General features: G+C 68.8%; 25 protein-coding genes and 1 pseudogene. 19 read left to right on the top strand and 7 right to left on the bottom strand.

The genetic code is table 11. The features are described 5' to 3' along the window. The first annotated feature begins 32 nt into the window (after positions 1-32). The 6 genes from ABL844_RS25445 to ABL844_RS25420 all read left to right on the top strand — a co-directional run bounded on the left by ABL844_RS25445 (position 33) and on the right by ABL844_RS25420 (position 3,572). On the top strand, positions 33-449 hold the full coding sequence (locus ABL844_RS25445) for a hypothetical protein (RefSeq protein WP_418129456.1): 417 nt from the start codon (positions 33-35) through the stop codon (positions 447-449). A gap of 92 nt (positions 450-541) precedes the next feature. Then, complete coding sequence (locus tag ABL844_RS25440) at positions 542-1,576, top strand: isocitrate/isopropylmalate dehydrogenase family protein (protein WP_418129455.1); 1,035 nt, start codon at positions 542-544, stop codon at positions 1,574-1,576. A 36-nt stretch (positions 1,577-1,612) separates the two neighbouring features. Next, complete coding sequence (locus ABL844_RS25435) at positions 1,613-2,302, top strand: YceH family protein (RefSeq protein WP_126024743.1); 690 nt, start codon at positions 1,613-1,615, stop codon at positions 2,300-2,302. A gap of 40 nt (positions 2,303-2,342) precedes the next feature. Continuing rightward, complete coding sequence (locus tag ABL844_RS25430) at positions 2,343-2,588, top strand: hypothetical protein (protein ID WP_418129453.1); 246 nt, start codon at positions 2,343-2,345, stop codon at positions 2,586-2,588. Next, the gene (locus ABL844_RS25425) at positions 2,585-2,944 is read left to right on the top strand and encodes a hypothetical protein (RefSeq protein ID WP_418129452.1); all 360 of its coding nucleotides are present in this window, start codon (positions 2,585-2,587) and stop codon (positions 2,942-2,944) included. Before ABL844_RS25430 ends, ABL844_RS25425 begins: the two co-directional genes overlap by 4 nt. Before the next feature lie 121 nt (positions 2,945-3,065). Beyond that, positions 3,066-3,572: a hypothetical protein gene (locus ABL844_RS25420; protein ID WP_184642519.1), complete on the top strand. Its 507-nt coding sequence runs from the start codon at positions 3,066-3,068 to the stop codon at positions 3,570-3,572. On the opposite strand, the gene ABL844_RS25415 is transcribed toward ABL844_RS25420, so the two are convergent. Further along, on the bottom strand, positions 3,541-4,011 hold the full coding sequence (locus ABL844_RS25415; protein ID WP_184642518.1) for an Lrp/AsnC family transcriptional regulator: 471 nt from the start codon (positions 4,009-4,011) through the stop codon (positions 3,541-3,543). The genes ABL844_RS25420 and ABL844_RS25415 overlap by 32 nt on opposite strands. 96 nt (positions 4,012-4,107) lie before the next feature. Here ABL844_RS25415 and ABL844_RS25410 point away from each other — a divergent pair, with 96 nt between their 5' ends. From ABL844_RS25410 to ABL844_RS25400, 3 genes and pseudogenes are all read left to right on the top strand, one after another. Next, positions 4,108-5,295, top strand: coding sequence for a M20 aminoacylase family protein (locus tag ABL844_RS25410; protein ID WP_418129450.1), 1,188 nt, complete (start codon positions 4,108-4,110; stop codon positions 5,293-5,295). Positions 5,296-5,316: 21 nt separating this feature from the next. Further along, positions 5,317-6,516: pseudogene (locus ABL844_RS25405) on the top strand (diaminopropionate ammonia-lyase); the annotation flags it as partial. 39 nt (positions 6,517-6,555) lie between these two features. Continuing rightward, a complete protein-coding gene (locus ABL844_RS25400; RefSeq protein WP_418131953.1) occupies positions 6,556-7,764 on the top strand; it encodes a M20 family metallo-hydrolase in 1,209 nt (402 codons plus the stop codon). A 22-nt stretch (positions 7,765-7,786) separates the two neighbouring features. On the opposite strand, the gene ABL844_RS25395 is transcribed toward ABL844_RS25400, so the two are convergent. After that, on the bottom strand, positions 7,787-8,989 hold the full coding sequence (locus tag ABL844_RS25395; protein WP_184642515.1) for a patatin-like phospholipase family protein: 1,203 nt from the start codon (positions 8,987-8,989) through the stop codon (positions 7,787-7,789). A gap of 86 nt (positions 8,990-9,075) precedes the next feature. Here ABL844_RS25395 and apbC point away from each other — a divergent pair, with 86 nt between their 5' ends. The 4 genes from apbC (at position 9,076) to ABL844_RS25375 (ending at position 13,404) form a co-directional block, all read left to right on the top strand. Then, on the top strand, positions 9,076-10,167 hold the full coding sequence (gene apbC / locus ABL844_RS25390) for an iron-sulfur cluster carrier protein ApbC (RefSeq protein ID WP_418129448.1): 1,092 nt from the start codon (positions 9,076-9,078) through the stop codon (positions 10,165-10,167). Between the two features lie 16 nt (positions 10,168-10,183). Next, positions 10,184-11,128, top strand: coding sequence for a LysR family transcriptional regulator (locus tag ABL844_RS25385; RefSeq protein ID WP_126024750.1), 945 nt, complete (start codon positions 10,184-10,186; stop codon positions 11,126-11,128). Between the two features lie 141 nt (positions 11,129-11,269). Further along, positions 11,270-12,967 carry an OFA family MFS transporter gene (locus ABL844_RS25380; protein WP_126024751.1) on the top strand — a complete coding sequence of 566 codons (1,698 nt, stop codon included), beginning with the start codon at positions 11,270-11,272 and terminating at the stop codon, positions 12,965-12,967. An 89-nt stretch (positions 12,968-13,056) separates the two neighbouring features. Continuing rightward, positions 13,057-13,404 carry a winged helix-turn-helix domain-containing protein gene (locus tag ABL844_RS25375; protein ID WP_126024752.1) on the top strand — a complete coding sequence of 116 codons (348 nt, stop codon included), beginning with the start codon at positions 13,057-13,059 and terminating at the stop codon, positions 13,402-13,404. Between the two features lie 36 nt (positions 13,405-13,440). Here ABL844_RS25375 and ABL844_RS25370 read toward each other — a convergent pair whose 3' ends face one another. After that, complete coding sequence (locus ABL844_RS25370) at positions 13,441-13,713, bottom strand: hypothetical protein (protein WP_184642512.1); 273 nt, start codon at positions 13,711-13,713, stop codon at positions 13,441-13,443. A 105-nt stretch (positions 13,714-13,818) separates the two neighbouring features. On the opposite strand from ABL844_RS25370, the gene modB reads away from it, so the two are divergent. The 6 genes from modB to fdhD all read left to right on the top strand — a co-directional run bounded on the left by modB (position 13,819) and on the right by fdhD (position 19,760). Next, a complete protein-coding gene (modB, locus tag ABL844_RS25365) occupies positions 13,819-14,502 on the top strand; it encodes a molybdate ABC transporter permease subunit (protein WP_418129446.1) in 684 nt (227 codons plus the stop codon). A gap of 34 nt (positions 14,503-14,536) precedes the next feature. Further along, positions 14,537-15,286, top strand: a complete 750-nt coding sequence (gene modA / locus ABL844_RS25360) for a molybdate ABC transporter substrate-binding protein (RefSeq protein WP_418129444.1) — start codon at positions 14,537-14,539, stop codon at positions 15,284-15,286. Next, positions 15,283-16,074: an ABC transporter ATP-binding protein gene (locus tag ABL844_RS25355; RefSeq protein ID WP_418122348.1), complete on the top strand. Its 792-nt coding sequence runs from the start codon at positions 15,283-15,285 to the stop codon at positions 16,072-16,074. The genes modA and ABL844_RS25355 overlap by 4 nt, the downstream gene beginning before the upstream one ends. An 86-nt stretch (positions 16,075-16,160) precedes the next feature. Beyond that, a complete protein-coding gene (locus ABL844_RS25350) occupies positions 16,161-18,524 on the top strand; it encodes an FdhF/YdeP family oxidoreductase (protein WP_418122347.1) in 2,364 nt (787 codons plus the stop codon). Then, the gene (locus tag ABL844_RS25345) at positions 18,521-18,808 is read left to right on the top strand and encodes a hypothetical protein (protein WP_418129442.1); all 288 of its coding nucleotides are present in this window, start codon (positions 18,521-18,523) and stop codon (positions 18,806-18,808) included. Before ABL844_RS25350 ends, ABL844_RS25345 begins: the two co-directional genes overlap by 4 nt. Before the next feature lie 31 nt (positions 18,809-18,839). Next, positions 18,840-19,760 carry a formate dehydrogenase accessory sulfurtransferase FdhD gene (gene fdhD / locus ABL844_RS25340; RefSeq protein ID WP_418122345.1) on the top strand — a complete coding sequence of 307 codons (921 nt, stop codon included), beginning with the start codon at positions 18,840-18,842 and terminating at the stop codon, positions 19,758-19,760. On the opposite strand, the gene mnmH is transcribed toward fdhD, so the two are convergent. Genes mnmH through ABL844_RS25320 form a run of 4 tightly spaced genes read right to left on the bottom strand, consistent with a single transcriptional unit; the run spans position 19,691 to position 23,269 of the window. Continuing rightward, entirely contained in the window at positions 19,691-20,764 is a 1,074-nt protein-coding gene (mnmH, locus tag ABL844_RS25335) for a tRNA 2-selenouridine(34) synthase MnmH (protein WP_418129440.1), read from the bottom strand. The two genes, fdhD and mnmH, sit on opposite strands and share 70 nt — an antisense overlap. 44 nt (positions 20,765-20,808) lie before the next feature. After that, positions 20,809-21,612 (bottom strand): phosphonate ABC transporter, permease protein PhnE, encoded by an 804-nt coding sequence (gene phnE, locus ABL844_RS25330; RefSeq protein ID WP_418129438.1) that lies wholly within the window; start codon positions 21,610-21,612, stop codon positions 20,809-20,811. Continuing rightward, a complete protein-coding gene (locus ABL844_RS25325; RefSeq protein ID WP_418131952.1) occupies positions 21,609-22,418 on the bottom strand; it encodes a PhnE/PtxC family ABC transporter permease in 810 nt (269 codons plus the stop codon). Before ABL844_RS25325 ends, phnE begins: the two co-directional genes overlap by 4 nt. 23 nt (positions 22,419-22,441) lie before the next feature. Continuing rightward, the gene (locus tag ABL844_RS25320; RefSeq protein WP_418129436.1) at positions 22,442-23,269 is read right to left on the bottom strand and encodes a phosphonate ABC transporter ATP-binding protein; all 828 of its coding nucleotides are present in this window, start codon (positions 23,267-23,269) and stop codon (positions 22,442-22,444) included. Positions 23,270-23,287: the final 18 nt, after the last annotated feature.

Here is a 23,287-nt window from a genome sequence, read left to right as displayed (position 1 = left end):
CAGTGACAAGCAAGCCATGCTCTTGACAAGCTATGTCTGACGCCCCTTCTGTGTCGCCAGTGGTGGAATCCTCGCTTCCGGTCGTCGAGCCGGCGGTACCGCCGGCTGTGCTGAGGAAGATCCACCATGCCTGGATTGCCAGTGTGGTGTTCGCCATCTTCGTGGCGGTCATCATTCTTCTCTCCGGGGCCATGTTCGGTTTGATTGCAATGCCTTTGGTGATCGTGGCAACGGTGGCTGTCACGGCCTACGGCATTTCCCGGAGAAGTCGACTCTGCGCTATTGCGATGCTTGCCTATTTCATCGCCCTGATGATCATGGTCCTGTTGCGAGGTCATCAGATCGGTATCAAGGCATTGGTGATTCCGTCGCTTCTCTTGTACTTTCACGTGCAAGGCGTCATCGGCACTTTTGCCTACCACCGGCACCTGAAACAGAAGGTGGCCTGAGCGTGGGGGCACTCGGCGAGCCGCTGTCGCGCGGGCGACGTATGCTCCAGCCCCCGACCCAGAAAGCGCAGACAGAAAGCGAGACGAAGCCGATGACCACCACCTCCATTCCCGCAACCCTCATCCCCGGCGACGGCATCGGCCCCGAGATCGTCGACGCCACGCTGGCCGCGCTCGACGCGCTGAAGGCGCCCTTCGCCTGGGACACGCAGATCGCCGGCCTGGGCGGCGTCAAGGCTTCGGGCGACCCGTTGCCGCAGGCCACGCTCGACAGCATCCGCAAGACCCGGCTGGCCCTGAAGGGGCCGCTGGAGACGCCCTCGGGCGGTGGCTACCGCTCGTCGAACGTGCGGCTGCGCGAGGAATTCCAGCTGTACGCCAACCTGCGCCCCGCGCGCACCATCATTCCCGGCGGCCGCTTCGACAATATCGACCTGACGGTGGTGCGCGAGAACCTCGAGGGCCTCTACATCGGCCACGAGCACTATGTGCCCATCGACGGCGACCCGCATGCCGTGGCCATGGCCACCGGCATCAACACCCGCCAGGGCAGCCGCCGCCTGCTCGAATACGCCTTCGAGACCGCCATCGCCACCGGCCGCAAAAAGGTCACGCTCGTGCACAAGGCCAACATCATGAAGGCGCTCACGGGCATCTTCCTGGAGACCGGCCTGGACCTCTACGAGAAGAAGTACAAGGGCAAGTTCGAGCTCGACACGGTCATCATCGACGCCTGCGCGATGAAGCTGGTGCTCAACCCCTGGCAGTTCGACATGCTGGTCACGACCAACCTGTTCGGCGACATCCTCTCCGACCTCGTGGCTGGCTTGGTCGGCGGCCTGGGCATGGCGCCGGGCGCCAACATCGGCACCGACGCGGCGATCTTCGAGGCGGTGCACGGCTCCGCGCCCGACATCGCCGGCAAGGGCATCGCCAACCCCACGGCCTTGCTGCTGGCCGCCGCGCTGATGCTCGACCACGTGAAGCTGCCCGAACTGGCCACGCGCCTGCGCACCGCCATCGACGAGACGCTGAACATCGACAAGGTGCGCACCGGCGACCTGGGCGGCACGGCCGGCACCGAGGCGTTCACGAAGGCGCTGGTCAGCCGCATCAACGGCGCTTGAGCCCCGCTGCGGCCGCGTTTTCTTTTCCGAGCCCCCATGTCATCGACAACCCTTCCAGTCCTCTCCCTGGTCGAAACCCGCGTGCTCGGCGTGCTCGCCGAAAAGCAGCGCACCGTGCCCGACAGCTACCCGCTCACGCTCAACTCGCTGGTGTCGGGCTGCAACCAGAAGACCAGCCGCAACCCGGTGCTCGAACTCACCGAGTCGCAGGTGCAGGCCGCCGTCGACAGCCTCCGGGGCTACAGCCTCGTGGCCGAGACCAGCGGCGGGCGGGCCTTCCGCTACGAGCACAACGTCGACCGCGTGCTGCGCATCCCGTCGCAGTCGGTGATCCTGCTCACCGTGCTGATGCTGCGCGGCCCGCAGACGGCGGGCGAGCTGCGCATCGCCTGCGACCGCATGCACAACTTCGCGGACATCTCGTCGGTGGAGGGCTTCCTCGACGAACTTGCCGAGCGCCCCGCCGGCGCGCTGGTGGTGAAGCTGCCGCGCCTGCCCGGCGCGCGGGAGAGCCGCTGGGCGCATCTGCTGAGCGGTCCGCCGCCCGAGGAAAGCATGCGGCCCGCCGGTGTGTCATCCGATTCGGGGCAGGCGTCGCACGACGTGTCGCTGGGCGAAGTCGCGGCGCTCAAGGCCAACGTCGCGCGGCTGGAAGCCGAGGTGGCGTCGCTGAAGGCGCTGCTGGGGCGGGTGTGTTCGGAGCTGGGGATTTCGGAGGCGGGGTGACCGCCGAGCGGACTTGCCAGACGACTGACATCTTGCGCCGATGACCATCCCGCTGTCCTTTCTGCTCAAGGCCGTGGCGGCGCTGGTCGCGCTGGGTTTCGTGCTCACGGTGGCGCCTCTGGTCATCGCCGCAGTGCTTCCGCGCGGTAACCGCATGGCGGACCGCCTTCGGTTGTTTGCCAGCTACGTGCCTATAGCGGTGATGTTTTGCATCGGCCGCTTCGAGATACTCCTGGCCATGGTCGTCATCGTCGTCGGCGTAGCCATCACTCTGCTTCACGCATGACGCACACCTGCCCACATTGCAAGGCACCCGGCATCGGCAGCCTCGCCAAGCGCTGGTCCAGCCGCGCCAACCCGGCCGAGTGTTCGGCCTGCGGCGGTCTTTCGCACGTGCTTGCCAGCACCAGCAGCGGCATCTGGGTAGCCGGCATCGTGATCTTCATGGTCTCACTGATCGGTGGGCTGGCGCTGCATTCGGGGCTTCTCTTCGTGAGCGGGATGGTGCTCGCGGTCGCCTTCAACATGCTGGCCTGGAGGCGCGCGAAGATGTATCCGATCTCCAGGGAAAGCGCGGGCAATGCGGCAAAGGCTGGCTGGTTCGTTGCCGGCTTCTACGCCTTCATCGCGATCTTCCACTAGCGACGGCTGAGGCGTTCCCGCGCCAGCATCCTCTGCTCACCGCATTTCACACGGGCTTCACGCAGCCCGCACACCCGGTGTCTAACTTCGGCCTCCATTGCGAACACACCTGGAGCCTTGCATGGACAACGGACACACCGTCGCGTGGCGCGACCACATGCCCTTCGACGACATCACGCGCCGCGCGCTCGCGTGGCTCGCGGCACTGGCCGGCATCGCGAGCCTGTATGCCTTCTTCTGGTGGGCCGCCTCGGCCACCGGTTTCTTTCTTTTCGACGGCTATCGCCACACTTGGCGGAGCCTGGGCACGGCGATCGTGTTCCGCGACATGGACACGGTCTACTACCTGCTGAGCTGGGTCTTTTCCGTCTTCGGCGGCTTCTATGGCTGGATCGCGCTCGTCGGCTTTGCCGCGACGCATCGACGTGGGTGGGATGCGGTGGCGCCGTGGATCAAAACCGGCTGCGCCGTCGGCGTGGCCGCCGGACTGGCCTTCGAGCCGGGACGACTGCTGGCGCTGCTGCCCATCGTCTGCGCGGTGACCCTGCTGCTGCGCTCGATGCTGATGCCGTCCGCCGACGCGCGCCGCGCGGAATTCAGCTCCCGGACACCGGCACGTCCAGGCTGAGCTTCACCGGGTCCATCGTGACCAGCGTTCGGAAGCGCTTGACGTTGTTGCTCTGGAAGAAAAGCTGCCGCGTGAGCGCCGTGTACTGCGCCATGTCGCGCACCACGAAGACCAGGATGAAGTCCCACTCTCCGGTGACGTAGTAGCACTGCTGCACCTGCGGACAGTCTTTGAAGCTCTTCTTCATCGCGTCCAGCCGCTCGATCTGCTCGCTTTCGGCTTCGACCTCGGCCACGATGGTCAGCGGATGGCCCAGCGCGGCGGGCGACAACACCGCGCCGTAGCGCTGGATGACCCCCTCGTCGCGCATGCGCTTGAGCCTTCGGTTCACCGCCGCCGTCGACAGGTGCACGCGCTCGCCCAGTTCGCTCTGGGGCATGTGGCTGTCGGCCTGGATCAGCTCCAGCAGGCGAAGGTCGAGGGCGTCTAGCGGGGTCATGGGTGCCTGGTCGGATGCTGGGTGCGCGCAAAAACGTTGCGTCGGAAGCCTCGATTTTGCGTACCTGTCTCGCGCCATTGTCAATAGCATCCCGCCATGAACCTCCACGACGCACCTCTGCGCGACACGCTCACCGGCTGGCGCCGCGCGCTGCACGCGATTCCCGAGACCGGCTTCGAGGAGGCGAAGACATCCGCCTTCGTCATCCGCGTGCTGAAGGCGCTGGGCCTGGAAGTGCACACCGGCATCGGCGGCACCGGCCTCGTGGCCAACCTGAAGGTGGGCAGCGGCAAGGGCACGATCGGCCTGCGCGCCGAGATGGACGCGCTCAACATCGCCGAGCTGCCCGCCGACCGCGCCTACGCCTCCACCACGCCCGGCAAGATGCACGCCTGCGGCCACGACGGCCACATGTCGATCATCCTCGGCGCGGCGCAGCTGCTGAGCGAGCGGCGCGACTTCGACGGTACCGTGCGCTTCATCTTCCAGCCAGCCGAGGAGCACGGCCGCGGCGCGAAGGCCATGATGGAAGACGGCCTGTTCCAGCGCTTCCCGGTCGACGAGATCTACGGCCTGCACAACATGCCCGGCATGCGCGCCGGCACCTTCGCCACGCGTGCGGGCGGCCTGATGGCCAGCGAAGACAACTTCGTGATCCACGTGAAGGGCCGGGGCACGCACGCCGCGCGGCCGCACATGGGCATCGACCCCATCGTGATCGGTGCGCAGATCGTGCTGGCGCTGCAGAGCATCGTCTCGCGCACGCTCGACCCCAGCGCGCAGGCGGTGGTCTCGTGCACCGAGTTCATCACCGACGGCATCCGCAACGCGATTCCGTCGAACGTCGTCATCAAGGGCGACACGCGCAGCTACGACCCCGAGGTGCAGCGCATGCTGGCCGCGCGCATGCGCGAGATCAGCGAGGGCATCTGCCGCATGCACGGTGCCGGCTGCGAGTTCAGCTACACGCACGAGTTCGCGCCCACGGTGAACTGGGCCGGGTGCGTGCCCACGGCGGTGGCCGCCGCCACGGCCGTGGTAGGCGCGGAGAACGTGAACGCCGACGTGGCGCCGATGATGATCTCGGAAGACTTCGGCGCCTTCCTGCAGGCCGTGCCCGGCGCCTTCGTGTTCCTGGGCAATGGCGCCGAGGGCGAGCCCGGCGGCACGCCGTTGCACAACGGCAACTACGACTTCAACGACGAGGTGCTCGCCACGGGCGCCCGCTATTTCGCGGAGATCGTCCGCATGCGCCTGCCCGCGCAGGGCCACACCACCAACTGATTGATTGATTGAGCGAACAACATGCTTTTCAGGAATCCCCAGGCGCGGCGCCGCGCATACGACGAATCGCTGCGCGAGGTGATGAGCATCGCGCGCGGCAAGGAGAGCCGGCAGTGGCTGTCGACATGGAAGCGGCTGCAGCCCGCGCTTACTCCGGCATGGTCGCTGCCGGGGCTCGCGCGGCAGCTCGGCATCGGCGCGCTGACGGTGAAGGACGAGTCGGCGCGCTCGACGCTCGGCAGCTTCAAGGTGCTCGGCGCGCCGGTGGCGCTGCTGAGGCTGGTGCTGCGCCGCTGGCCCGACCGCGGGTGGGCGCCCGCCGATCTTCTCGCCGGCAGGCATGCGGATGCGCTGCGCGACTTCGTGGTCGTCAGCGCCACCGACGGCAACCACGGCCGCGCGCTGGCGGCGGCCGCGCAGAGCATCGGCTGCCGCTGCGTGATCGTGCTGCACGCGCAGGTCAGCGAGGAGCGCGAGGCGCCGATTGCGGCGCTGGGCGCGGAGATCGTGCGCATCGCGGGCAACTACGACGAGTCGGTCGAGGAAGCCGCCCGACTGGCTCGCGCCAACGGCTGGGAGGTGGTTTCCGACACCTCCTACGAAGGCTACGAGGAAGTGCCGCGCGACGTGATGCAGGGCTACGGCATCCTGGCCGATGAGCTGCTCGAGAGCAGCGCCGCGAATGCGCCGTGCCCTTTCACCCACGTCATCGTGCAGGGCGGCGTGGGCGGGCTGGCCGCGGGCGTCGTCAGCCATTTCTGGGAGCGCTACGGGGCGGCCCGTCCCAACTTCATCGTCGTCGAGCCCGAGCAGGCGGACTGCCTGCTGCAGAGCGCGCGCAACGGCCATCCGAGCCGCGCGACGGGTTCGGTCGATTCGGTGATGGCCGGGTTGGCGTGCGGAGAGACTTCGCCGCTCGCATGGCGCTTTCTTCAGCCCGCCGTCGACGTCTTCATGACGGTGACCGACGCGCAGGCCGAGCAGGCGATGCGCACGCTCGCGAGCGGCGATGCTGGCGATGTGCCCGTGCTCAGCGGCGAATCGGGGGCTGCCGGCCTTGCCGCATTGCAGGCGCTGGCGGCCGACCCCGTCGCGTGCGATGCCGCCGGGCTGGGCCCCGATGCGCGCGTGCTGCTCATCAGCACCGAGGGCGCGACGGCGCCCGGCGTCTACCGGGGCATCACCGGCCGCTGCGGCGAGGAGGTCGTCGCCGCGCAGGCGCAGTGGCTGCGGCGCGAGGGCATCGCGCAAGACGCGCTCATGGCGCGCATCGAGGCGCATGCCGCCATCGGCGCGATCGACGGCGGCGGTGTCTGCCGCATCGCGCTGACCGACGCCGACCGCCAGGGCCGCGACCAGCTGGTGCGCTGGATGAAGGAGCTGGACCTGGAGGTGCGCATCGACCGCATCGGCAACATCTTCGGCATCCGCGCGGGCATCACCGATGCAGCGCCGGTGATGACGGGCTCGCACATCGACACCGTCGCCACCGGCGGCCGCTACGACGGCAACTACGGCGTGATGGCCGGGCTGGAGGTGGTGCGCTGGCTCGACGCGCGGGGGCGGCGCACGCTGCGGCCCATCGTGGTGGCGGCCTTCACCAACGAGGAGGGCGTGCGCTTCATGCCCGACATGATGGGCTCGCTGGTGCACGCGGGCGGCCTCTCGCCAGACGCCGCCCTCGACACGCTCGGCACCGACGGCGCGCGGCTGGGCGACGAGCTCGCGCGCATCGGCTACGCGGGCGACATGGCATGCGGCGCCATCGTGCCGCATGCCTTCGTCGAGTTGCACATCGAGCAGGGGCCGGTGCTCGAAGCCGAGGGCCTGGCCATCGGTGCGGTGCAGGACCTGCAGGGCATCTCGTGGCAGGAGATTTCCATCGTCGGCCAGTCGAACCACGCCGGCACCACGCCCATGAGGCTGCGCCACGACGCGGGCTACTGCGCGGCGGCCATCGCGGTCTTCGTGCGCGACCTGGCGCGGCGCTACGGCGGCAGCCAGGTCGGCACGGTGGGCGTGCTTGATTTGCATCCGAACCTCATCAACGTCATCGCCGCGCGCGCGACGCTGACTGTCGACCTGCGCAACACCGACGAGGCGATGCTGCGGCGCGCCGAAGCCGAACTGGAAGCCCATCTGCGCGAGCTGGAGAAGGAGGAGGGCGTCACCATCGAGGCGCGCCGTCTGGCCCGCTTCGAGCCCGTGGTGTTCGATGCGGGGCTGGTCCGCCGCATCGAGGCCTCGGCCCGCGCGCGAGGACTGCCGAGCCGGCGCATGACCTCGGGCGCCGGGCACGACGCGCAGATGATGGCCCGCATCTGCCCCGCCGCCATGATCTTCGTGCCCAGCGAGCGCGGCATCAGCCACAACCCGAGGGAGCACACGGCGCCGGCCGAGCTTGCCAACGGCGCGAGCGTGCTGCTGGACGTGATGCTGGCGCTGGCGGACGAGCCGCCAACCGCCTGAAACAGCCTGAACGGCGGGAGCCTCAGGCCGCCGCCGGCGTCCAGCCGAAGAAGCGCAGCACCTCGTCGCGCTGCTTCATCGTGTCGGCGCGCCCCAACGCCATCAGCTCGCGCGTGTAGGCCGACTCGAAAAGCAGATAGCTGGCCAGTGCGCCGCCCTTCACGTCGGCCGCGACCTTCGAGCCGCCCAGCAGGTGCCGCACCGCGCCGGGCAGGGCGTCGACGTGGCGCGCCGCGATCACGTCCAGGCGCTCCGAGGGCGAGATCACCAGCAGGTCGAGCGGGCGCAGCGTGCTCGCCGCGCGCGCCTCCTCCGGGATCAGTCCCAGCGTGTGGTTGATGCGGCGCAGGCGCTCGATGTCCACTGCCAGCGCGTCGAGGAAGATGCTGGACAGCGCGTGGCCCGCGATCTGCGCCATGGTCGGATAGCCGCTGTGGGTGTTGGGCGCGGTGGCGTCGCGCGGCTCGTGCATGCGGCCCGCGCCTATCACCACGATGCGCTGCGCGCCAAGGTGGATGGCCGCTGCGATGGGGGCCGACTGCCGCATCGAGCCGTCGCCGAAGTACTCGGTGTGGCCCTGCATCGGCAATGCCGTGGCCGGGAACACGAAGGGAATGGCCGACGAGGCCAGCAGGTGCTCGTGCGTGATGCTGTCGCGCACCGACAGGCGCTGCGAGCGTACCCACGGTTCCATCGGCACGGCCGCCTCGAAGAAGGTGACGTGCTCGCCCGAGCTGTAGCTCGACGCGGTCACAGCCAGCGCCTGCAGGTGGCCGTCCTTCATCAGCTGCGGCAGGCGGTCGAGCGGCACCATGCGCCGCAGCAACTGCGACAGCGGCGTGTTGTCCAGCAGCGACTTCGGCTTGATGCGCATCCAGTTGGCCGCGAAGCGCCCGAAGCCCAGCAGCATGCGCCAGCGCGTGCCGCTGCCGATCACCGAGAGCGAATCGGCGCGGTACACCTGCTCGGCGCGGAACTTGCCCCAGACGTCGGCGATGTGGCCCACCACATAGTCGAAGTCGTCGCAGCCGCAGGCCAGCGCCGCCGCGTTGATGGCGCCGGCCGAGGTGCCGGTGATGACCTGGAAGGGGTTGGCCGCGCCGGTGATCGCCGTGCCGGCCGCCCGGCGGATCTCGGCGATGGCTTCGAGCACGCCGACCTGGTAGGCGGCCCGCGCGCCGCCCCCGGTGAGCAGAAGGCCGGTGACGGGGCTTGTGTCGGGCATTTTTGTTCGTTGTCGGGCTATTGGAAGGGCTCGGGGTGCCGGCTTGGCGAGCGCCTTAGACTACCGGCCATTCAGGAGTTTGATCAATGGCACTCACCCCAGAAGGGCTCATGGAGGCGCTCAAGGCCGTCCAGGACCCTAACACCGGCAAGCCTTTCGCGGCGACCCGCTCGCTCAAGAACCTCCAGGTCTCGGAGGGCGACGTCTCGTTCGACCTCGAACTCGGCTACCCGGCCAGGAGCCAGCACGCGGCCATCCGCAGGGAACTGGTGGCGGCCGCCAAGGCGCTGCCGGGCGTGGAGAACGTGTCGGTGAACATCGTCACCAAGGTCATCAGCCACGCGGTGCAGCGCGGCGTGCAACTGATGCCGAACGTCAGGAACATCATCGCGGTGGCCTCCGGCAAGGGCGGCGTGGGCAAGAGCACCACGGCGGCCAACCTGGCGCTGGCGCTGGCCTCCGAAGGCGCTACGGTCGGCCTGCTCGACGCCGACGTCTACGGCCCCAGCCAGCCCATGATGATGGGCATCGAAGGCCGCCCCGACAGCGCCGACGGCAAGACCATGGAGCCGATGGAGCGCCACGGCGTGCAGGTCATGTCCATCGGTTTCCTGGTCGACCAGGACCAGGCCATGATCTGGCGCGGCCCCATGGCCACCCAGGCGCTGGAGCAACTGCTGCGCCAGACCAACTGGAAAGACCTCGACTACCTCGTCGTCGACATGCCCCCGGGCACCGGCGACATCCAGCTCACGCTGAGCCAGCGCGTGCCGATGACGGGCGCGGTGATCGTCACCACGCCGCAGGACATCGCGCTGCTCGACGCGAAGAAGGGCATCAAGATGTTCGAGAAGGTCGGCGTGCCGATCCTGGGCATCGTCGAGAACATGGCGGTGCACGTGTGCTCGAACTGCGGCCATGCCGAGCACATCTTCGGCGCCGACGGCGGAAAGAAGATGGCGGCCGAGTACCAGATGGAGTACCTGGGCGCGCTGCCGCTGGACATCAATATCCGCCTGCAGGCCGACAGCGGGGCTCCCACCGTGGTGTCCCAGCCCGACAGCGAGGCCGCCGGCATCTACAAGGCGGTCGCCCGCCGCGTGGCCGTGGGCATCGCAGAGAAGGCGAAGGACTTTTCCGCGAAGTTCCCGACGATTTCGATCAGCAAGAACACCTGAAGAACGGCCTTTCCCGATGAACCTGCTCGCCTCGATGCGCTACCTGGTGGCGCTGAACGAGCACAAGCACTTCGGCCGCGCGGCCCAGGCCTGCCACATCACGCAGCCGGCCCTGTCGAATGCGCTGCGCGCGCTGGAGACCGAGTTCGGCGTCGTCATCGTCAAGCGGGCCCGCGTGTACGTGGGCCTCACGCACGAGGGCGAGCGCGTGCTGGCCACGGCCCAGCGCATGCTGCGCGACAACGAGGTACTGCTGCAGGAACTGCGCAGCGACGTGGACAACCCGCACGGGCGCCTGCGCATGGCGGCCGTGCCTACGGCGATCCCGATGCTCTCGCGCTTCGCGGCCATGCTGCAGGAGCGGCACCCGGGCATCGTGCCGGCGGTGCTCTCGATGAGTTCGCAGGACCTGGAGACGGGACTGGAGAGCCTCTCCATCGACCTCGCGCTGGGCTACACCGAGCGCATGCACCTGCCGGGCATCAAGCTCAGCGCCTGGCCGCAGAGCGTGGAGCACTACTTCCTGCTGCGCCGTGCGAATAAGCCGTCGTCTGACGAACTGCGCATCGGCGAGCCCATCGCCTGGGCCGAGGCGGGCAAGCTGCCGCTGTGCCTGCTGACCTCCGACATGCACAACCGCGCCATCGTCGACCAGGCGCTGCGCGAAGCGGGCGCGCCGGTGAATCCGGCCATCGAGACCAATTCGGTGCTGGCGCTCGCGCTCGCGGTGAGCGCGGGCAAGGTCTGCAGCGTGCTGCCCGGCGGCATGGTGGATGCCGTGCGCACCCACCGAGAGCTGGAAGCACTGCCGCTGGTGGGGCCGGACGTGCGCACGCCCATCGGCTTCATGACGCAGGACGGCGTGCGCGCTTCCCGCGCCCTCGAGGCCGCGCTGGCATTCATGCAGGCGCCCGAATGGCAGGCGCATCTGCAGGAGCATGACGGGTCGCTGGGCGATTGATCGGCGGCCTCTCTTTGCCGCTCTCATTTAGTTATTGAATCAGGCCATGCCCTGATCGAATTTGACGGCGCTTAAACCGTTCGCAGACACTCCGCGCCCCGGATTAGCAAAAACTTACACATCCGGCGAACAAGGAGAAATATGGCAGGTTCATCTGCAGGCGTTCTCGAAGGAGAGCGCATCGTTGGAGCAGGGGCGCAACCGCAGCCCGGCTTCCTGGAAAAGGAACGCATCATCGCGGGCCCCGGCTTCAACCGCTGGCTCGTTCCACCGGCCGCACTGGCCATCCACCTGTGCATCGGCATGGCCTACGGCTTCTCGGTGTTCTGGCTGCCGCTGTCGAAGGCGCTGGGCACCGCCGGCACCGGCGCGCAGTCCTGCGCCAAGGACATGAGCTTCTTCGCCGAGCTCTTCGCCACCAACTGCGACTGGCGCGTGGCCACCCTCGGCTGGATGTACACGCTGTTCTTCGTCTTCCTCGGCTGCTCGGCGGCCCTGTGGGGCGGCTGGCTCGAACGCGCGGGCCCGCGCAAGGCCGGCGTGGTGTCGGCGCTGTGCTGGTGCGGCGGCATGCTGCTGTCGGCGCTGGGCATCCACCTGCACCAGTTCTGGCTGATGATCCTCGGCTCGGGCGTGATCGGCGGCATCGGCCTCGGCCTGGGCTACATCTCGCCGGTGAGCACGCTGATCAAGTGGTTTCCCGACCGCCGCGGCATGGCCACCGGCATGGCCATCATGGGCTTCGGCGGCGGCGCGATGATCGGCTCGCCGCTGGCGGTCGACCTGATGAAGCGCTTCTCCACCGCCACCGACGTGGGCGTGATGCAGACCTTCGTGGTCATGGCGCTGGGCTACTTCGTCTTCATGATGGCGGGCGCGCTGGGGTACCGCGTGCCGCCCTCGGGCTGGAAGCCCGAAGGCTGGACGCCGCCTCCGGCGCAGGTCAGCAACACCATGATCACGCAGCGCCACGTGCACGTGCGCAAGGTCTGGGGCATTCCGCAGTTCTGGCTCGTGTGGCTGGTGCTGTGCATGAACGTGAGCGCGGGCATCGGCGTGATCGGCATGGCCTCGCCCATGCTGCAGGAAGTGTTCGGCGGCGCGCTGATCGACCTGCCCGCGAAGTACGGCGAGCTCGACAAGACGCAGCTTGCCGCCATCGCCGTGGTGGCGGGCGGCTTCACCGCGCTGCTCTCGCTCTTCAACATCGGCGGGCGCTTCGTGTGGGCGAGCATGTCGGACAAGCTGGGCCGAAAGCTCACCTATACGGTGTTCTTCGTGCTCGGCGGCATCCTGTACGCGAGCATTCCCTCTTCGGCGGGCGCGGGCAGCAAGCTGCTCTTCGTGGGCGCGTGCTGCGTGATCGTGTCGATGTACGGCGGCGGCTTCGCCACCGTGCCGGCCTACCTGGCCGACCTGTTCGGCACGCAGTTCGTGGGCGCCATCCATGGCCGCCTGCTGACCGCATGGGCCACGGCCGGCATCCTCGGCCCGGTGGTGGTGAACTACATGCGCGAATACCAGTTGGGCCTGGGCCTGCCGCGCGAGCAGGTCTACAACCAGACCATGTACATCCTCGTGGGCATGCTGGTGATCGGCTTCATCGCCAACCTGCTGGTGCGCCCCGTGGCCGACAGGCACTTCATGAGCGACGAGGAACTCGCCGTCGAGAAGAAGCTGGCGCACGAGAAGGCATCTGCCGCCGAGGTGGGAGCCGGCTCGGGCCGCGCCGACACGGTGAGCCCGGCGGTTGTCGCGCTGGCCTGGCTGGCGGTGGGCATTCCGCTGGCCTGGGGCGTCTACAAGACGCTGGTGAGCGCCGCCAAGTTCTTCCACTGAAGACAGTCGGCAGCGGCAGCCGGCACCCCGGCTGCCGGCCGTTGCAGGCCGACAATGGCACCCAGCATTGGTTTACGCTTGGCGCCCACATGAAATCCAAAGTCCAGTTCCGTCTGCGCGTCTACCGGGACGACGCCATCGCCATCGGTCCCGGCAAGATCGCGGTGCTCGAAGCCGTGGCCGAGACCGGCTCGATCTCGGCGGCGGCCCGGCTGCTGGGCATGTCTTACCGGCGGGCCTGGATGCTGATCGACGAGATGAACCAGTCGCTGGCCTCTCCGGCCGTGAACACGGCGGCAGGCGGCTCGCGCGGCGGCGGCACGGCGCTCACCCCGGTGGGCGAGGAGATCGTCAAGCACTACCGGGCCATCGAAAATGCTGCGCGCCTTGCCGCCGCGGCCGACATCCGTGCGCTGACACGGCTGCTGGCGCAGTAGGTCCGCAAGCGACCATTGAGCTGCCGGACGCGCGGTTCATTGCTCCTTGATAGCTCCCTGAATGCCTCTTCCGGCCGGCGGTACGGCCCACGCCGCCTCGCGGCGCAGCACCTCGCCGATGTCGCCCGCGTCGGTGGCGCCCACGAAGAACGATTGGCTTGCGCCGTCCGCGCCGACGATGGACAGCACGAAGCCAGCGGCATCCATGGTGCGTTCGATGCGCCATTCCTGTACCCGTGTCACGCGATGGCGAAGCTCCGGCCGGCCCGAGATCGAACGGACGACGGCGTCGTGGGCGGATGCGCGCATGGTGGGTGTCTCCTACGCTATATCCGTCAGTATATGGAGGATGACCGATTTGCGCACTCCTGAAAGAACATCGGACTGAACGTGTAACAATTGCGCCGTATTTTCATGAACACGACGAACTCGCTCATCGCCTCGACCGACTGGTTCCCCCTGGTGCTGTCGCTCAAGGTCGCCGCCGTGGCGACCGTGCTGGCGCTGATCGTCGGCGTGGCGCTGGGCTGGGTGTTCGCGCGAAAGAAATTCTTCGGCAGCAACGTGCTCGAAGCCGTCTTCATGCTGCCGCTGGTGCTGCCGCCCACGGTGATCGGCTACGCCATCCTCGTGGCCGCGGGGCGCCGCAGCCCGCTGGGCGGCTGGCTGCGCGAGCACCTGGACTACACCATCATCTTCAGCTGGCACGGCGCGGTGGTGGCCTCGGCCGTGGTGGCGCTGCCGCTGGTGCTCAAGTCGGCCAGCGCGGCGTTCGCGGGTGTGGACCGCTCGCTCGAAGCAGCCGCCAGCACGCTGCGGCAGTCGCCGTTCTCGGTGTTCCTGCGTGTCACGCTGCCGCTGGCCTGGCCCGGCATCCTGGCCGGCACGCTGCTGGCTTTCGCGCGCGCCATGGGCGAATTCGGCGCCTCGCTGATGGTGGCCGGCTCCATTCCGAAGCAGACCCAGACGCTGTCGATGGCCATCTACGACGCGGTGCAAGCTGGGCATGACGACCTCGCGCTGCTGCTGGTCATCGTCACTTCGCTGCTGTCCATCACCGTGCTGGTGCTGTCGAACCGCTTCTTCTCGCTTCGCTGATCTCGTGTTCCATCCATACCCATAAGGAGTTGCAATGCGTCCGTTCCGTCTCTTGTCCCTCGTCGTCGCGCTCGCATTGCCGCTGGCCGCCTCGGCCCAGCAGATCACAGTGTCCGCTGCCGCGAGCCTGACCGACGCATTCAAGGAGATCGGACCCAAGTTCGAAGCCGCCAAGGCCGGCGCCTCGGTGCGCTTCAACTTCGCCGCCTCGGGCGTGCTGCTGCAGCAGATCGGCCAGGGTGCGCCGGTGGACGTGTTCGCCAGTGCCGACCAGGAAACCATGAACCGCGGCGTCGAGCAGAAGGCCATCGATGCCGCCACGCGCAAGGACTTCGTCACCAACAGCCTGGTGCTCATCGAGCCCGCCAAGGAAGGCGTGGGCCTGAAGTCGCTGCAGGACCTGAGCGGGACCAATGTCAAGAAGATCGCCGTCGGCAAGGTCGCGACCGTGCCGGTCGGCCGCTACACCAGGCAGGTGCTCGACAACGCCAACCTCTGGACCGCGCTGGAGCCCAAGTTCGTGCAGGCCGACAGCGTGCGCCAGGTGCTCGACTACGTGAGCCGCGGCGAGGCCGAGGCCGGCTTCGTCTATCGCACCGACGCGGCCATCGCCGGCGACAAGGTGAAGATCGCCTTCACGCCCACCGGCCACACGCCCGTGACCTACCCGATCGCCGTGGTCGCCGAAAGCAGGCAGAAGGCGCTGGCCGGCGACTTCATCGCCTTCCTCTCGACGCCCGCCGCCCAGGAAGTGCTCGCGCGCTACGGATTCGGCAAGCCATGATCGATGTCGATCTGAGGCTCACGGTGGCCGACGGCCGCCGGCGCTTCGATCTCGCGGTGCGTTTCGCGACGGACGTGCCCTTTGCCGCGCTCTACGGCCCGTCGGGCGCGGGCAAGTCGCTCACCCTGCAGGCCATCGCCGGCCTGCTGCATCCCAGCTCGGGCCACGTGCGGCTCGACGGCCGCACGCTGTACGACTCGGCCCAGGGCATCGACGTGCCCGCGCCGGCGCGGCGCATCGGCTATCTCTTCCAGGACTACGCGCTCTTCCCGCATCTCAGCGTGCGCGAGAACGTCTCCTTCGGCTTGACCGCATGGCATCGCCGCAGGCCCGCCGCGAAGGACGCCGAGCGCGTCCACGCGCTGCTAGAAAGCTTCGGCCTCGCAGCACTCGTCGACAGCCGCCCCCAGACCCTCTCAGGCGGCCAGCGGCAGCGCGTGGCCCTTGCGCGGGCGCTGGCCTGCGAGCCGCAGGTGCTGCTGCTCGACGAGCCCTTCGCCGCCCTCAACCCCATGCTGCGCGCCGAACTGCGCGAGGAACTCGCCGAGGTGCGCAGGCAGTGGGGCATTCCGGTGCTGATGATCACGCACGACATCGAGGACGTGCTCGCCCTGGCCGACGTGGCCTTCGTCTACAGCGAAGGCCGGGTGGTCCGCGAGATCGACCTGCACAACGCCGAGAGCCGCGATGTCGCGCTGCACGAGGCGGCCGGTGCTCGCCTCGCGGAAGACACGCCGCTGCGGCGCAAGCTGAGGGGGCTGCTGATGAGGGACACCCGGGGAGTCTGAGGCGGCTGGCTTCATTTCCTTTTTGAATCGCCGCATGTCCCGATTCAATTTGACGCTCCAGCGGCCCGCGGCGAACACTCGCTCGCATGAGCAGCGAGCAGAAGATCGAGTTTTACAAGGGCCCGGCGGGCGGCTGGGGCGCATTGCGCAGCGTGACGAATGCGCTGCTGCGGCAGGACATTCCGATCAAGGGCGCGAAGACGCTGCTCTCGGCCAACCAGCCTGACGGTTTCGATTGCCCGGGCTGCGCCTGGCCCGACCGCAACCACGCCTCCACCTTCGAGTTCTGCGAGAACGGCGTCAAGGCCGTGGCCGCCGAAGCCACCGCGCGCCGCGCCGGTCCGGAGTTGTTCGCGAAGCACACCGTGGCCGAACTGGCCGGGCAGAGCGACTTCTGGCTCGAAGACCAGGGCCGGCTCACTCACCCGATGGCCTACGACGCGGCGAGCGACAAGTACGTGCCCATCGAATGGGACGACGCCTTCGCGCGCATCGCCCGCCACCTGAACGCGCTGCCCGACCCCGACCAGGCCATCTTCTACACCTCGGGCCGGGCCAGCAACGAGGCGGCCTTCCTGTACCAGCTCTTCGTGCGCGAGTACGGCACCAACAATTTTCCCGACTGCTCGAACATGTGCCACGAGCCCAGCGGGAGCGGCATGCGCCCGCAGCTCGGCGTGGGCAAGGGCACGGTCACGCTCGACGACTTCGAGAAGGCCGACGCGATCTTCATCTTCGGCCAGAACCCCGGCACCAACCACCCGCGCATGCTCGGCGAACTGCGCGCGGCGTCGAAGCGCGGCGCGCGCATCGTGAGCTTCAACCCGCTGCGCGAGCGCGGCCTGGAACGCTTCGCCGACCCGCAGGACAAGCTGGAGATGGCGACCCTGGGCTCCACGCCCATCAGCACGCACTACTTCCAGCTGCGCGTGGGCGGCGACTTCGCCGCCGTCAAGGGAATGATGAAGCACGTCATCGAGCGCGAGGACGAGGCCGTGGCACGCGGCGAGCCTTCGGTGCTCGACCATGCATTCATCGCCGAGCACACCACCGGCTTCGATGCACTGGCGGCCGACCTGCGCGCCGAGCAGTGGGACATCCTGGTGCGCGAATCGGGCCTGAGCGAGGAACAGATTCGCGCTGCGGCCGACGTGTACCTGGGCGCCGAGCGCGTCATCGCCTGCTGGGGCATGGGCATCACGCAGCATCAGCATTCGGTGGCCACGATCCAGATGATCGGCAACCTGCTCATGATGCGCGGCAACATGGGCCGCGAGGGCGCGGGCGCCTGCCCGGTGCGCGGACACAGCAACGTGCAGGGCGACCGCACGATGGGCATCTGGGAGAAGCCGCCCGCCGCGCTGCTCGACCGCCTGCAGAAGGTGTTCGGCTTCGAGCCGCCGCGCCGCAACGGCGTCGATACCGTCGAGGCGATCCAGTCGATGCTCGACGGCAAGGGCAAGGTCTTCTTCGCGCTCGGCGGCAACTTCGCGGCCGCCACGCCCGACACCTACCAGACCTGGAAGGCGCTGAAGCAGTGCGAGCTCACGGTGCACGTGACCACCAAGCTCAACCGCAGCCACGTGATCCACGGGCGCGAAGCGCTCATCCTGCCGTGCCTGGGCCGCACCGAGATCGACATGCAGGCCGGCGGCCAGCAGGGCGTGACGGTGGAGGACTCCATGAGCATGGTGCACATCTCCATGGGCATCAACCCGCCCGCGTCGGAGCACCTGCTGTCAGAGCCGGCCATCGTCGCGCGGCTCGCCGCGGCCACGCTGGGCGCGCGCAGCAACACGCCGTGGCTGTGGCTCATCGAGGACTATTCGCGCATCCGCGACAAGATCGAAGCCGTGTTCGACGACTTCAAGGACTTCAACGCCCGCGTGGCGCACCCCGGCGGCTTCCGCCTGCGCAACACCGCGAACGAGCGCGTGTGGAACACCTCGTCGAAGAAGGCCGTGTTCTTCACGCATGCCGTGCCGCTGGACACGCCTTCGCACCGTGCCCGGGCACGATTCGCGAAAAAGGGCGACACCATCGTCTTCACGTTGCTGACCACGCGCTCGCACGACCAGTACAACACCACCATCTACGGCATGGACGACCGCTACCGCGGCGTGTTCGGCCAGCGCCGCGTGGTCTTCATCAACAAGGAAGACATCCGCGCGCTCGGCCTGAAGGACGGCGACTGGGTCGACATCCAGACCGTGTGGAACGACGGCCAGGAGCGCCGCGCCGACCGGTTCAAGCTGGTGGCCTACGACATCCCGCGCGGCAACATCGCGGCCTACTACCCCGAGACCAATCCGCTGGTGCCGCTGTCGGCCGTGGCCGAGAACGCCGGCACGCCGACTTCCAAGTCCATTCCCGTGGTGCTGGTGCCGCACGAGCTGCCGATCCAGAAACTGGCGGAGGACGAGGCAGACGGCATGGTGGCGGCGGCATGAGTGCGTTGCTGCAGGACAGCCTGTCGGTGGCCATCCTGCGCATGCTCGCGCAGGAGCCCGACGGCACGGGCGTCTCGCTGCCGCGCCTGGGCAAGCGGCTGGGCCAGGGTGCCAGCGTGCTGATGCGCCGGCTCACGATGATGGGCGATGCCGTCATCGGCGGCGTGCGCGGTCCGGGCTGGGTACGCGTGGTGCAGCATGACGACCGCTGGGTCGCGCACCTGCTCGAAGCCGGGCGGGCGCAGGTGGGAACACTTCCTCCCGAAGACGAGAACCGCGACTGAGCCGACAATGGCTCGACCAGCTGGAGCCCCCATGTCGAAGCCAGAAACCGACGATTCCGAAGACACCCTGCCACCGCTGTCGCGGCACGCCGTGCGCGTGTTCGGCGAGCGCGGCGTCGCGCCCGAAGGCGAGCTGCGCGACGACACCCTTGCTGCCGAGGTGCCGGTGGCACTGGTGTTCAACGGCGTCTCGCACGCGGTGATGATGGCCACCCCGCAGGACATGGATGCCTTCGCACTCGGCTTCGCGCTGAGCGAGGGCATCCTCGACACCGCCGCCGACTGCCGCGGCATCGACGTGCGCACCGTCGATGCTTCCGAAGCCGGCCTGCCCGCCGGCATGCCCGGCATCGAGGTACAGCTCGAGATTTCCACGCGCAGCTTCGAGCGCCTGAAAGACCGCCGCCGCAGCCTCGCGGGCCGCACCGGCTGCGGCGTGTGCGGCGTCGAGAGCTTCGCGGGGCTCGATCTGTCTCCGCAGCCCGTGCCCCGGCGCGACTGGATCGAACGCATCGACCTGCCCACCGTGCTGCGCGCCTTCGCGGCCATGCCGCCGCGCCAGGTGTTCAACGCCGAAGCCGGCGCAATCCACGCGGCTGCATGGGCCACTGTCGACGGCGAACTCACCGACCTGATGGAAGACGTCGGCCGCCACAACGCGCTCGACAAGCTCATCGGCAGCCTCGCACGCGCAAGCCGCCTGCAGGAGCCGGGCTTCGTGCTGATGTCCAGCCGCGGCAGCCATGAACTCGTGCGCAAGTGCGCGCGCGTGGGCATCGCGGCGATGGCGACCATCTCCGCGCCCACGGCCATGGGTGTGCGCATGGCCGAACTGTGCGGCCTGCGGTTCTGGGGGCTGTGCCGCGCGCCGCGGGGCGTGCTCTATGCCGACGGGCTCGCCGCGCCCTTGCCGAGCGCCAGCACCGCATCGGCCACGGCCTCGATGCCCTGATCCGAAAGATCACCGGCCACCACGCGCTGCCGCCCCGCCCAGGCACGGAAATGCAGCTCCTGCGACTTCTGATAGTGCGGGTCGTAATGCAGCGCCATCAGCTCCGCGAACAGATGCGGTAGATCCGCCTCATGCGCCCACTGCTGCCAGCGCGAAACGGTCTCCTTGCCCTGCAATTCCTTGAGCGCGCCGAGCTTGTCGGCCAGCGCGTCCCGGTCATCACCCAGATAGGCGTAGTCGCGCAGCAGATAAGCCAGCCGTGCCTCGGGCGGGGCTGCCACCTCGATACATGGCGCGGCGCGCATTTGCGCCACCAGCGGCAGCGGCAGCGACAGCCGCCCGATGCGGATGCTCTCGCCCTCCACGTACAGCGGGCGCGAGAGGTCGACGGTCTCGAGCACCGCCGCGATGCGCGTCTCGAAGTGCTTCTGCGAAGGCTGCGCCACGCCCGGCAGCGAACCGAGCAGCGAACCCTTGTGGCGGGCGAAATCTTCCAGGTCGAGTACCTGTGCGCCGCGCGCGGCCAGCGCGTGCAGCACCCGGGTCTTGGCGCTCCCGGTGGCGCCGCAGATCACGCGCAGGTCGAGCCTGGGCGTCAGCGTGTCGATCTGCGAGATCACGTGCCGGCGAAAGCTCTTGTAGCCGCCCGCGAGCTGCTGCGCGTCCCAGCCGACGAGGCGCAGCCAGGTGACCATCGAGCCGCTGCGCATGCCGCCGCGCCAGCAGTAGACCAGCGGCTTCCAGTTCTCGGGCCGGTCGGCCAGCGTCTCGCGCAGGTGCCTGGCGATGTTGGCCGCCACCATCGCGCCGCCGATGCGCCGCGCCTCGAAGGCGCCGGTCTGCACGTAGACGGTGCCGACGATGTGGCGCTCCTCGTCGTTCAGCACCGGGCAGTTGATGGCGCCCGGGATGTGGTCGAGCGCGAACTCGGCCGGCGAGCGGGCGTCGATCAGCGTGTCGAAGGCGTGGCGGTCGGCCACCCGCACGGGCTGGCGATGACTCATGGCAAAAGGAACCTCATGCCCCCGATTGTCGGTGACAGGGGCGATCAGGCGTAGGCTGGCCCGAGCCCCTTGCGCAAGCGAGCGCTGGCAAAGTCCACCAGCGTGACCAGCACGAACATCGCGATCAGCACCGTCATCGCCTGCTGCTGCTGGAAGATCGACAGGTGGAAGTACAGCAGCTGCCCCAGTCCGCCACCGCCCACGAAGCCCAGCACGGCGGCCATGCGGATATTCATTTCCCAGCGGTAGAGCGTGTAGGCCACCCATTGCGGCAGCACCAGCGGCAGGCTGGCGTAGCTGAAGGCGGTGACGGCATTGGCGCCCGAGAGCGTCAGCGCCTGCTCGGGCTCGCGCGGCGCGTTCTCCAGCGCTTCGGCGAACAGGCGCCCCAGCACGCCCGTGGTGTGCAGCGACAGTGCCAGCGCGCCCGCGAACGGCCCGATGCCGGCGGCCAGCACCATCAGCGCGGCCCAGACCAGTTCGGGCACGCTGCGCAGGAAGTTGAGCGCGAAGCGCGCCGCATGGCGCGGCATCCAGCCGGCGCGGCCCGAAGCCGGCAAGGCGAGCACCGCGCCGGCAAGGGCTGCCAGCACAGTGCCCAGCGCCGACACCGCCAGCGTCTGCAAGGCCCCATGCCCGACCTTGACGAGGAAGTCCGGCGACATGTCGGGCGGGAAGAACTCGGCGACGAACCTGCCCATGAGCCTGAGCGATTCCGCCGAGCCCAGCGCCCGGTAGTCGATGCCCAGGTAAACGAAGCTCGCCACGACGGCCGCGCCGATCAGCAGCAGCGCGATGCGGCATCGCCAGCACGGCGGCGGGCGCGGAGGCAGCATCTTCGTTGTCATGCCAGCAGCTTCCGCAGCGCGCTGCTCAGCAGGTCGGCCAGCAGCACCAGCGCCAGGAACACCAGCAGGATGCTGCTGGCCTCGCCGCCGTTGAGCATCTTCATCGACTGGTCCATCAACTGCCCGAGGCCGCCCGCGCCGACGAAGCCCATCACCACCGACGCGCGCACCGCGCATTCCCAGCGGTAGACGGTGTACGAGGCCAGCTCCTGCGCCGTGTTCGGCAGCAGGCCGTAGCACAGCGCAGCCAGCCGCCCGCTGCCGCCTTCGAGCAGCGCGCGGGCCGGGCGCGTGTCGGCCGATTCGAGGATCTCCGCATAGACCTTGCCCAGCATGCCCCCGTAGGTGATGGCCAGCGCCAGCACGCCCGAGGCCGGGCCGAGCCCGAGCGCGCGCACGAACAGCAGCGCCCAGACGATCTCGGGAATGGCGCGCAGCACCATCAGCAGCCAGCGCGCCGCCTGCCGCACGATGCCGGCCTGCACGCGGCCCGGCCCCGGCCCGATGCGCGAGATGGACAGCGCGCGCGTCGTCACGAAACCCAACGGCGCGCCGATCAGCAGCGCGAGCGCTGTGCCGGCCGTGGCCATCGCCAGCGTCTCCAGCGTGGCCTTCAGCAGCAGGGCGAGAAAGGCCGGCGAGCCATCAGGCGGAAAGAAGCCCGCCAGGAAGCCGCCGATGACCGCAAGGTTGCCGCCGGTGAAGAGCGCCCACGGCTTGAATTCGGACAGCGCCAGCATCGGCCACGCGATGACGAGCGCGGCGGCGCAGGCGGCCAGCCGCCGCGCGGCGTGCGGGTCGCGCATGGCCGGGGAGGCGACGGTCGTGCTCAAGGGCAGTCGGGCCGCTGGAAGGCCGCCTCCACTGCCGCAGCTGTCGTCGCACCCGGCGGGAGCGGTCGCTGGGTCGCGACGCCGCCTTCGCTCGCGTAGAGCGCGTCGAGCATCTCGGGCGTGACCTGCGCGGCCGGCAGGTCGAACATCACCGCGCCGCCGCGCATGCCGACGATGCGCGGAAACCAGCGCAGCGCGAGGTCCACCGCGTGCAGCGAGGCCATCAGTGTCGCGCCTGTCGATTCGCTTTGCGCGACGAGCTGGCCGATGGCCGCGTCGGCCAGCGTGGGGTCTAGTGCGGACACCGGCTCGTCGGCAAGCAGCAGGGCCGGGCGCTGGTAGAGCACGCGCGCGATGCCCACGCGCTGCAGCTGGCCGCCGGAGAGCCGGTCGCAGCGCTCGAACAGGCGGTCTTCCAGCGCCAGGCGCGAGAGCGCCTCGTGCGCGCCGGCGATGTCCGAGGGATGAAGCAGCGAGCCCAGCGCACGCAGCATCGACCATTCGCCCAGACGCCCCGCGAGCACGGCAGTGACCACGCGCAGCCTCGGCGCGATGGGCGGCGACTGGTGCACGGTGCCGATGCGCGCGCGCAGCTTCTTCAGCGGCGCCGCGGTCAGCTGCCACGGTCCGGCGCCCAGTGCCTGCACCTCGCCTTCGGTGGGCCGCAGCGCCGCGCCGAGCACGCGCAGCAGCGTGGTCTTGCCTGCCCCTGAGGGCCCGATGACGGCGATGCGTTCGCCATCGCGCGCGGACAGCGTCACGCCGGCCAGCGCGCGCTGGCCGTTGGGGTGGATCACGCCGACGGCTTCGAGTGAGAAGCTCATGCCGAGCGGCTTTCGGAC

Origin of the sequence: Variovorax sp. 278MFTsu5.1 (assembly GCF_048305045.1) — a bacterium.
Taxonomy (GTDB): Bacteria; Pseudomonadota; Gammaproteobacteria; order Burkholderiales; family Burkholderiaceae_C; genus Variovorax; species Variovorax guangxiensis.
Note: the sequence above shows the minus strand (reverse complement) of the source record. Positions and strands in the feature narration are given on the sequence as shown.

What these genes read in the sequence shown, in the direction of transcription:
- ABL844_RS25445 (WP_418129456.1), top strand. Translation starts at nt 33, where the DNA reads ATGTCTGACGCCCCTTCTGTGTCGCCAGTGGTGGAATCCTCGCTTCCG.
- ABL844_RS25440 (WP_418129455.1), top strand. Translation starts at nt 542, where the DNA reads ATGACCACCACCTCCATTCCCGCAACCCTCATCCCCGGCGACGGCATC.
- ABL844_RS25435 (WP_126024743.1), top strand. Translation starts at nt 1,613, where the DNA reads ATGTCATCGACAACCCTTCCAGTCCTCTCCCTGGTCGAAACCCGCGTG.
- ABL844_RS25430 (WP_418129453.1), top strand. Translation starts at nt 2,343, where the DNA reads ATGACCATCCCGCTGTCCTTTCTGCTCAAGGCCGTGGCGGCGCTGGTC.
- ABL844_RS25425 (WP_418129452.1), top strand. Translation starts at nt 2,585, where the DNA reads ATGACGCACACCTGCCCACATTGCAAGGCACCCGGCATCGGCAGCCTC.
- ABL844_RS25420 (WP_184642519.1), top strand. Translation starts at nt 3,066, where the DNA reads ATGGACAACGGACACACCGTCGCGTGGCGCGACCACATGCCCTTCGAC.
- ABL844_RS25415 (WP_184642518.1), bottom strand. Translation starts at nt 4,011, where the DNA reads ATGACCCCGCTAGACGCCCTCGACCTTCGCCTGCTGGAGCTGATCCAG.
- ABL844_RS25410 (WP_418129450.1), top strand. Translation starts at nt 4,108, where the DNA reads ATGAACCTCCACGACGCACCTCTGCGCGACACGCTCACCGGCTGGCGC.
- ABL844_RS25400 (WP_418131953.1), top strand. Translation starts at nt 6,556, where the DNA reads ATGGCGCGCATCGAGGCGCATGCCGCCATCGGCGCGATCGACGGCGGC.
- ABL844_RS25395 (WP_184642515.1), bottom strand. Translation starts at nt 8,989, where the DNA reads ATGCCCGACACAAGCCCCGTCACCGGCCTTCTGCTCACCGGGGGCGGC.
- apbC (WP_418129448.1), top strand. Translation starts at nt 9,076, where the DNA reads ATGGCACTCACCCCAGAAGGGCTCATGGAGGCGCTCAAGGCCGTCCAG.
- ABL844_RS25385 (WP_126024750.1), top strand. Translation starts at nt 10,184, where the DNA reads ATGAACCTGCTCGCCTCGATGCGCTACCTGGTGGCGCTGAACGAGCAC.
- ABL844_RS25380 (WP_126024751.1), top strand. Translation starts at nt 11,270, where the DNA reads ATGGCAGGTTCATCTGCAGGCGTTCTCGAAGGAGAGCGCATCGTTGGA.
- ABL844_RS25375 (WP_126024752.1), top strand. Translation starts at nt 13,057, where the DNA reads ATGAAATCCAAAGTCCAGTTCCGTCTGCGCGTCTACCGGGACGACGCC.
- ABL844_RS25370 (WP_184642512.1), bottom strand. Translation starts at nt 13,713, where the DNA reads ATGCGCGCATCCGCCCACGACGCCGTCGTCCGTTCGATCTCGGGCCGG.
- modB (WP_418129446.1), top strand. Translation starts at nt 13,819, where the DNA reads ATGAACACGACGAACTCGCTCATCGCCTCGACCGACTGGTTCCCCCTG.
- modA (WP_418129444.1), top strand. Translation starts at nt 14,537, where the DNA reads ATGCGTCCGTTCCGTCTCTTGTCCCTCGTCGTCGCGCTCGCATTGCCG.
- ABL844_RS25355 (WP_418122348.1), top strand. Translation starts at nt 15,283, where the DNA reads ATGATCGATGTCGATCTGAGGCTCACGGTGGCCGACGGCCGCCGGCGC.
- ABL844_RS25350 (WP_418122347.1), top strand. Translation starts at nt 16,161, where the DNA reads ATGAGCAGCGAGCAGAAGATCGAGTTTTACAAGGGCCCGGCGGGCGGC.
- ABL844_RS25345 (WP_418129442.1), top strand. Translation starts at nt 18,521, where the DNA reads ATGAGTGCGTTGCTGCAGGACAGCCTGTCGGTGGCCATCCTGCGCATG.
- fdhD (WP_418122345.1), top strand. Translation starts at nt 18,840, where the DNA reads ATGTCGAAGCCAGAAACCGACGATTCCGAAGACACCCTGCCACCGCTG.
- mnmH (WP_418129440.1), bottom strand. Translation starts at nt 20,764, where the DNA reads ATGAGTCATCGCCAGCCCGTGCGGGTGGCCGACCGCCACGCCTTCGAC.
- phnE (WP_418129438.1), bottom strand. Translation starts at nt 21,612, where the DNA reads ATGACAACGAAGATGCTGCCTCCGCGCCCGCCGCCGTGCTGGCGATGC.
- ABL844_RS25325 (WP_418131952.1), bottom strand. Translation starts at nt 22,418, where the DNA reads ATGCGCGACCCGCACGCCGCGCGGCGGCTGGCCGCCTGCGCCGCCGCG.
- ABL844_RS25320 (WP_418129436.1), bottom strand. Translation starts at nt 23,269, where the DNA reads ATGAGCTTCTCACTCGAAGCCGTCGGCGTGATCCACCCCAACGGCCAG.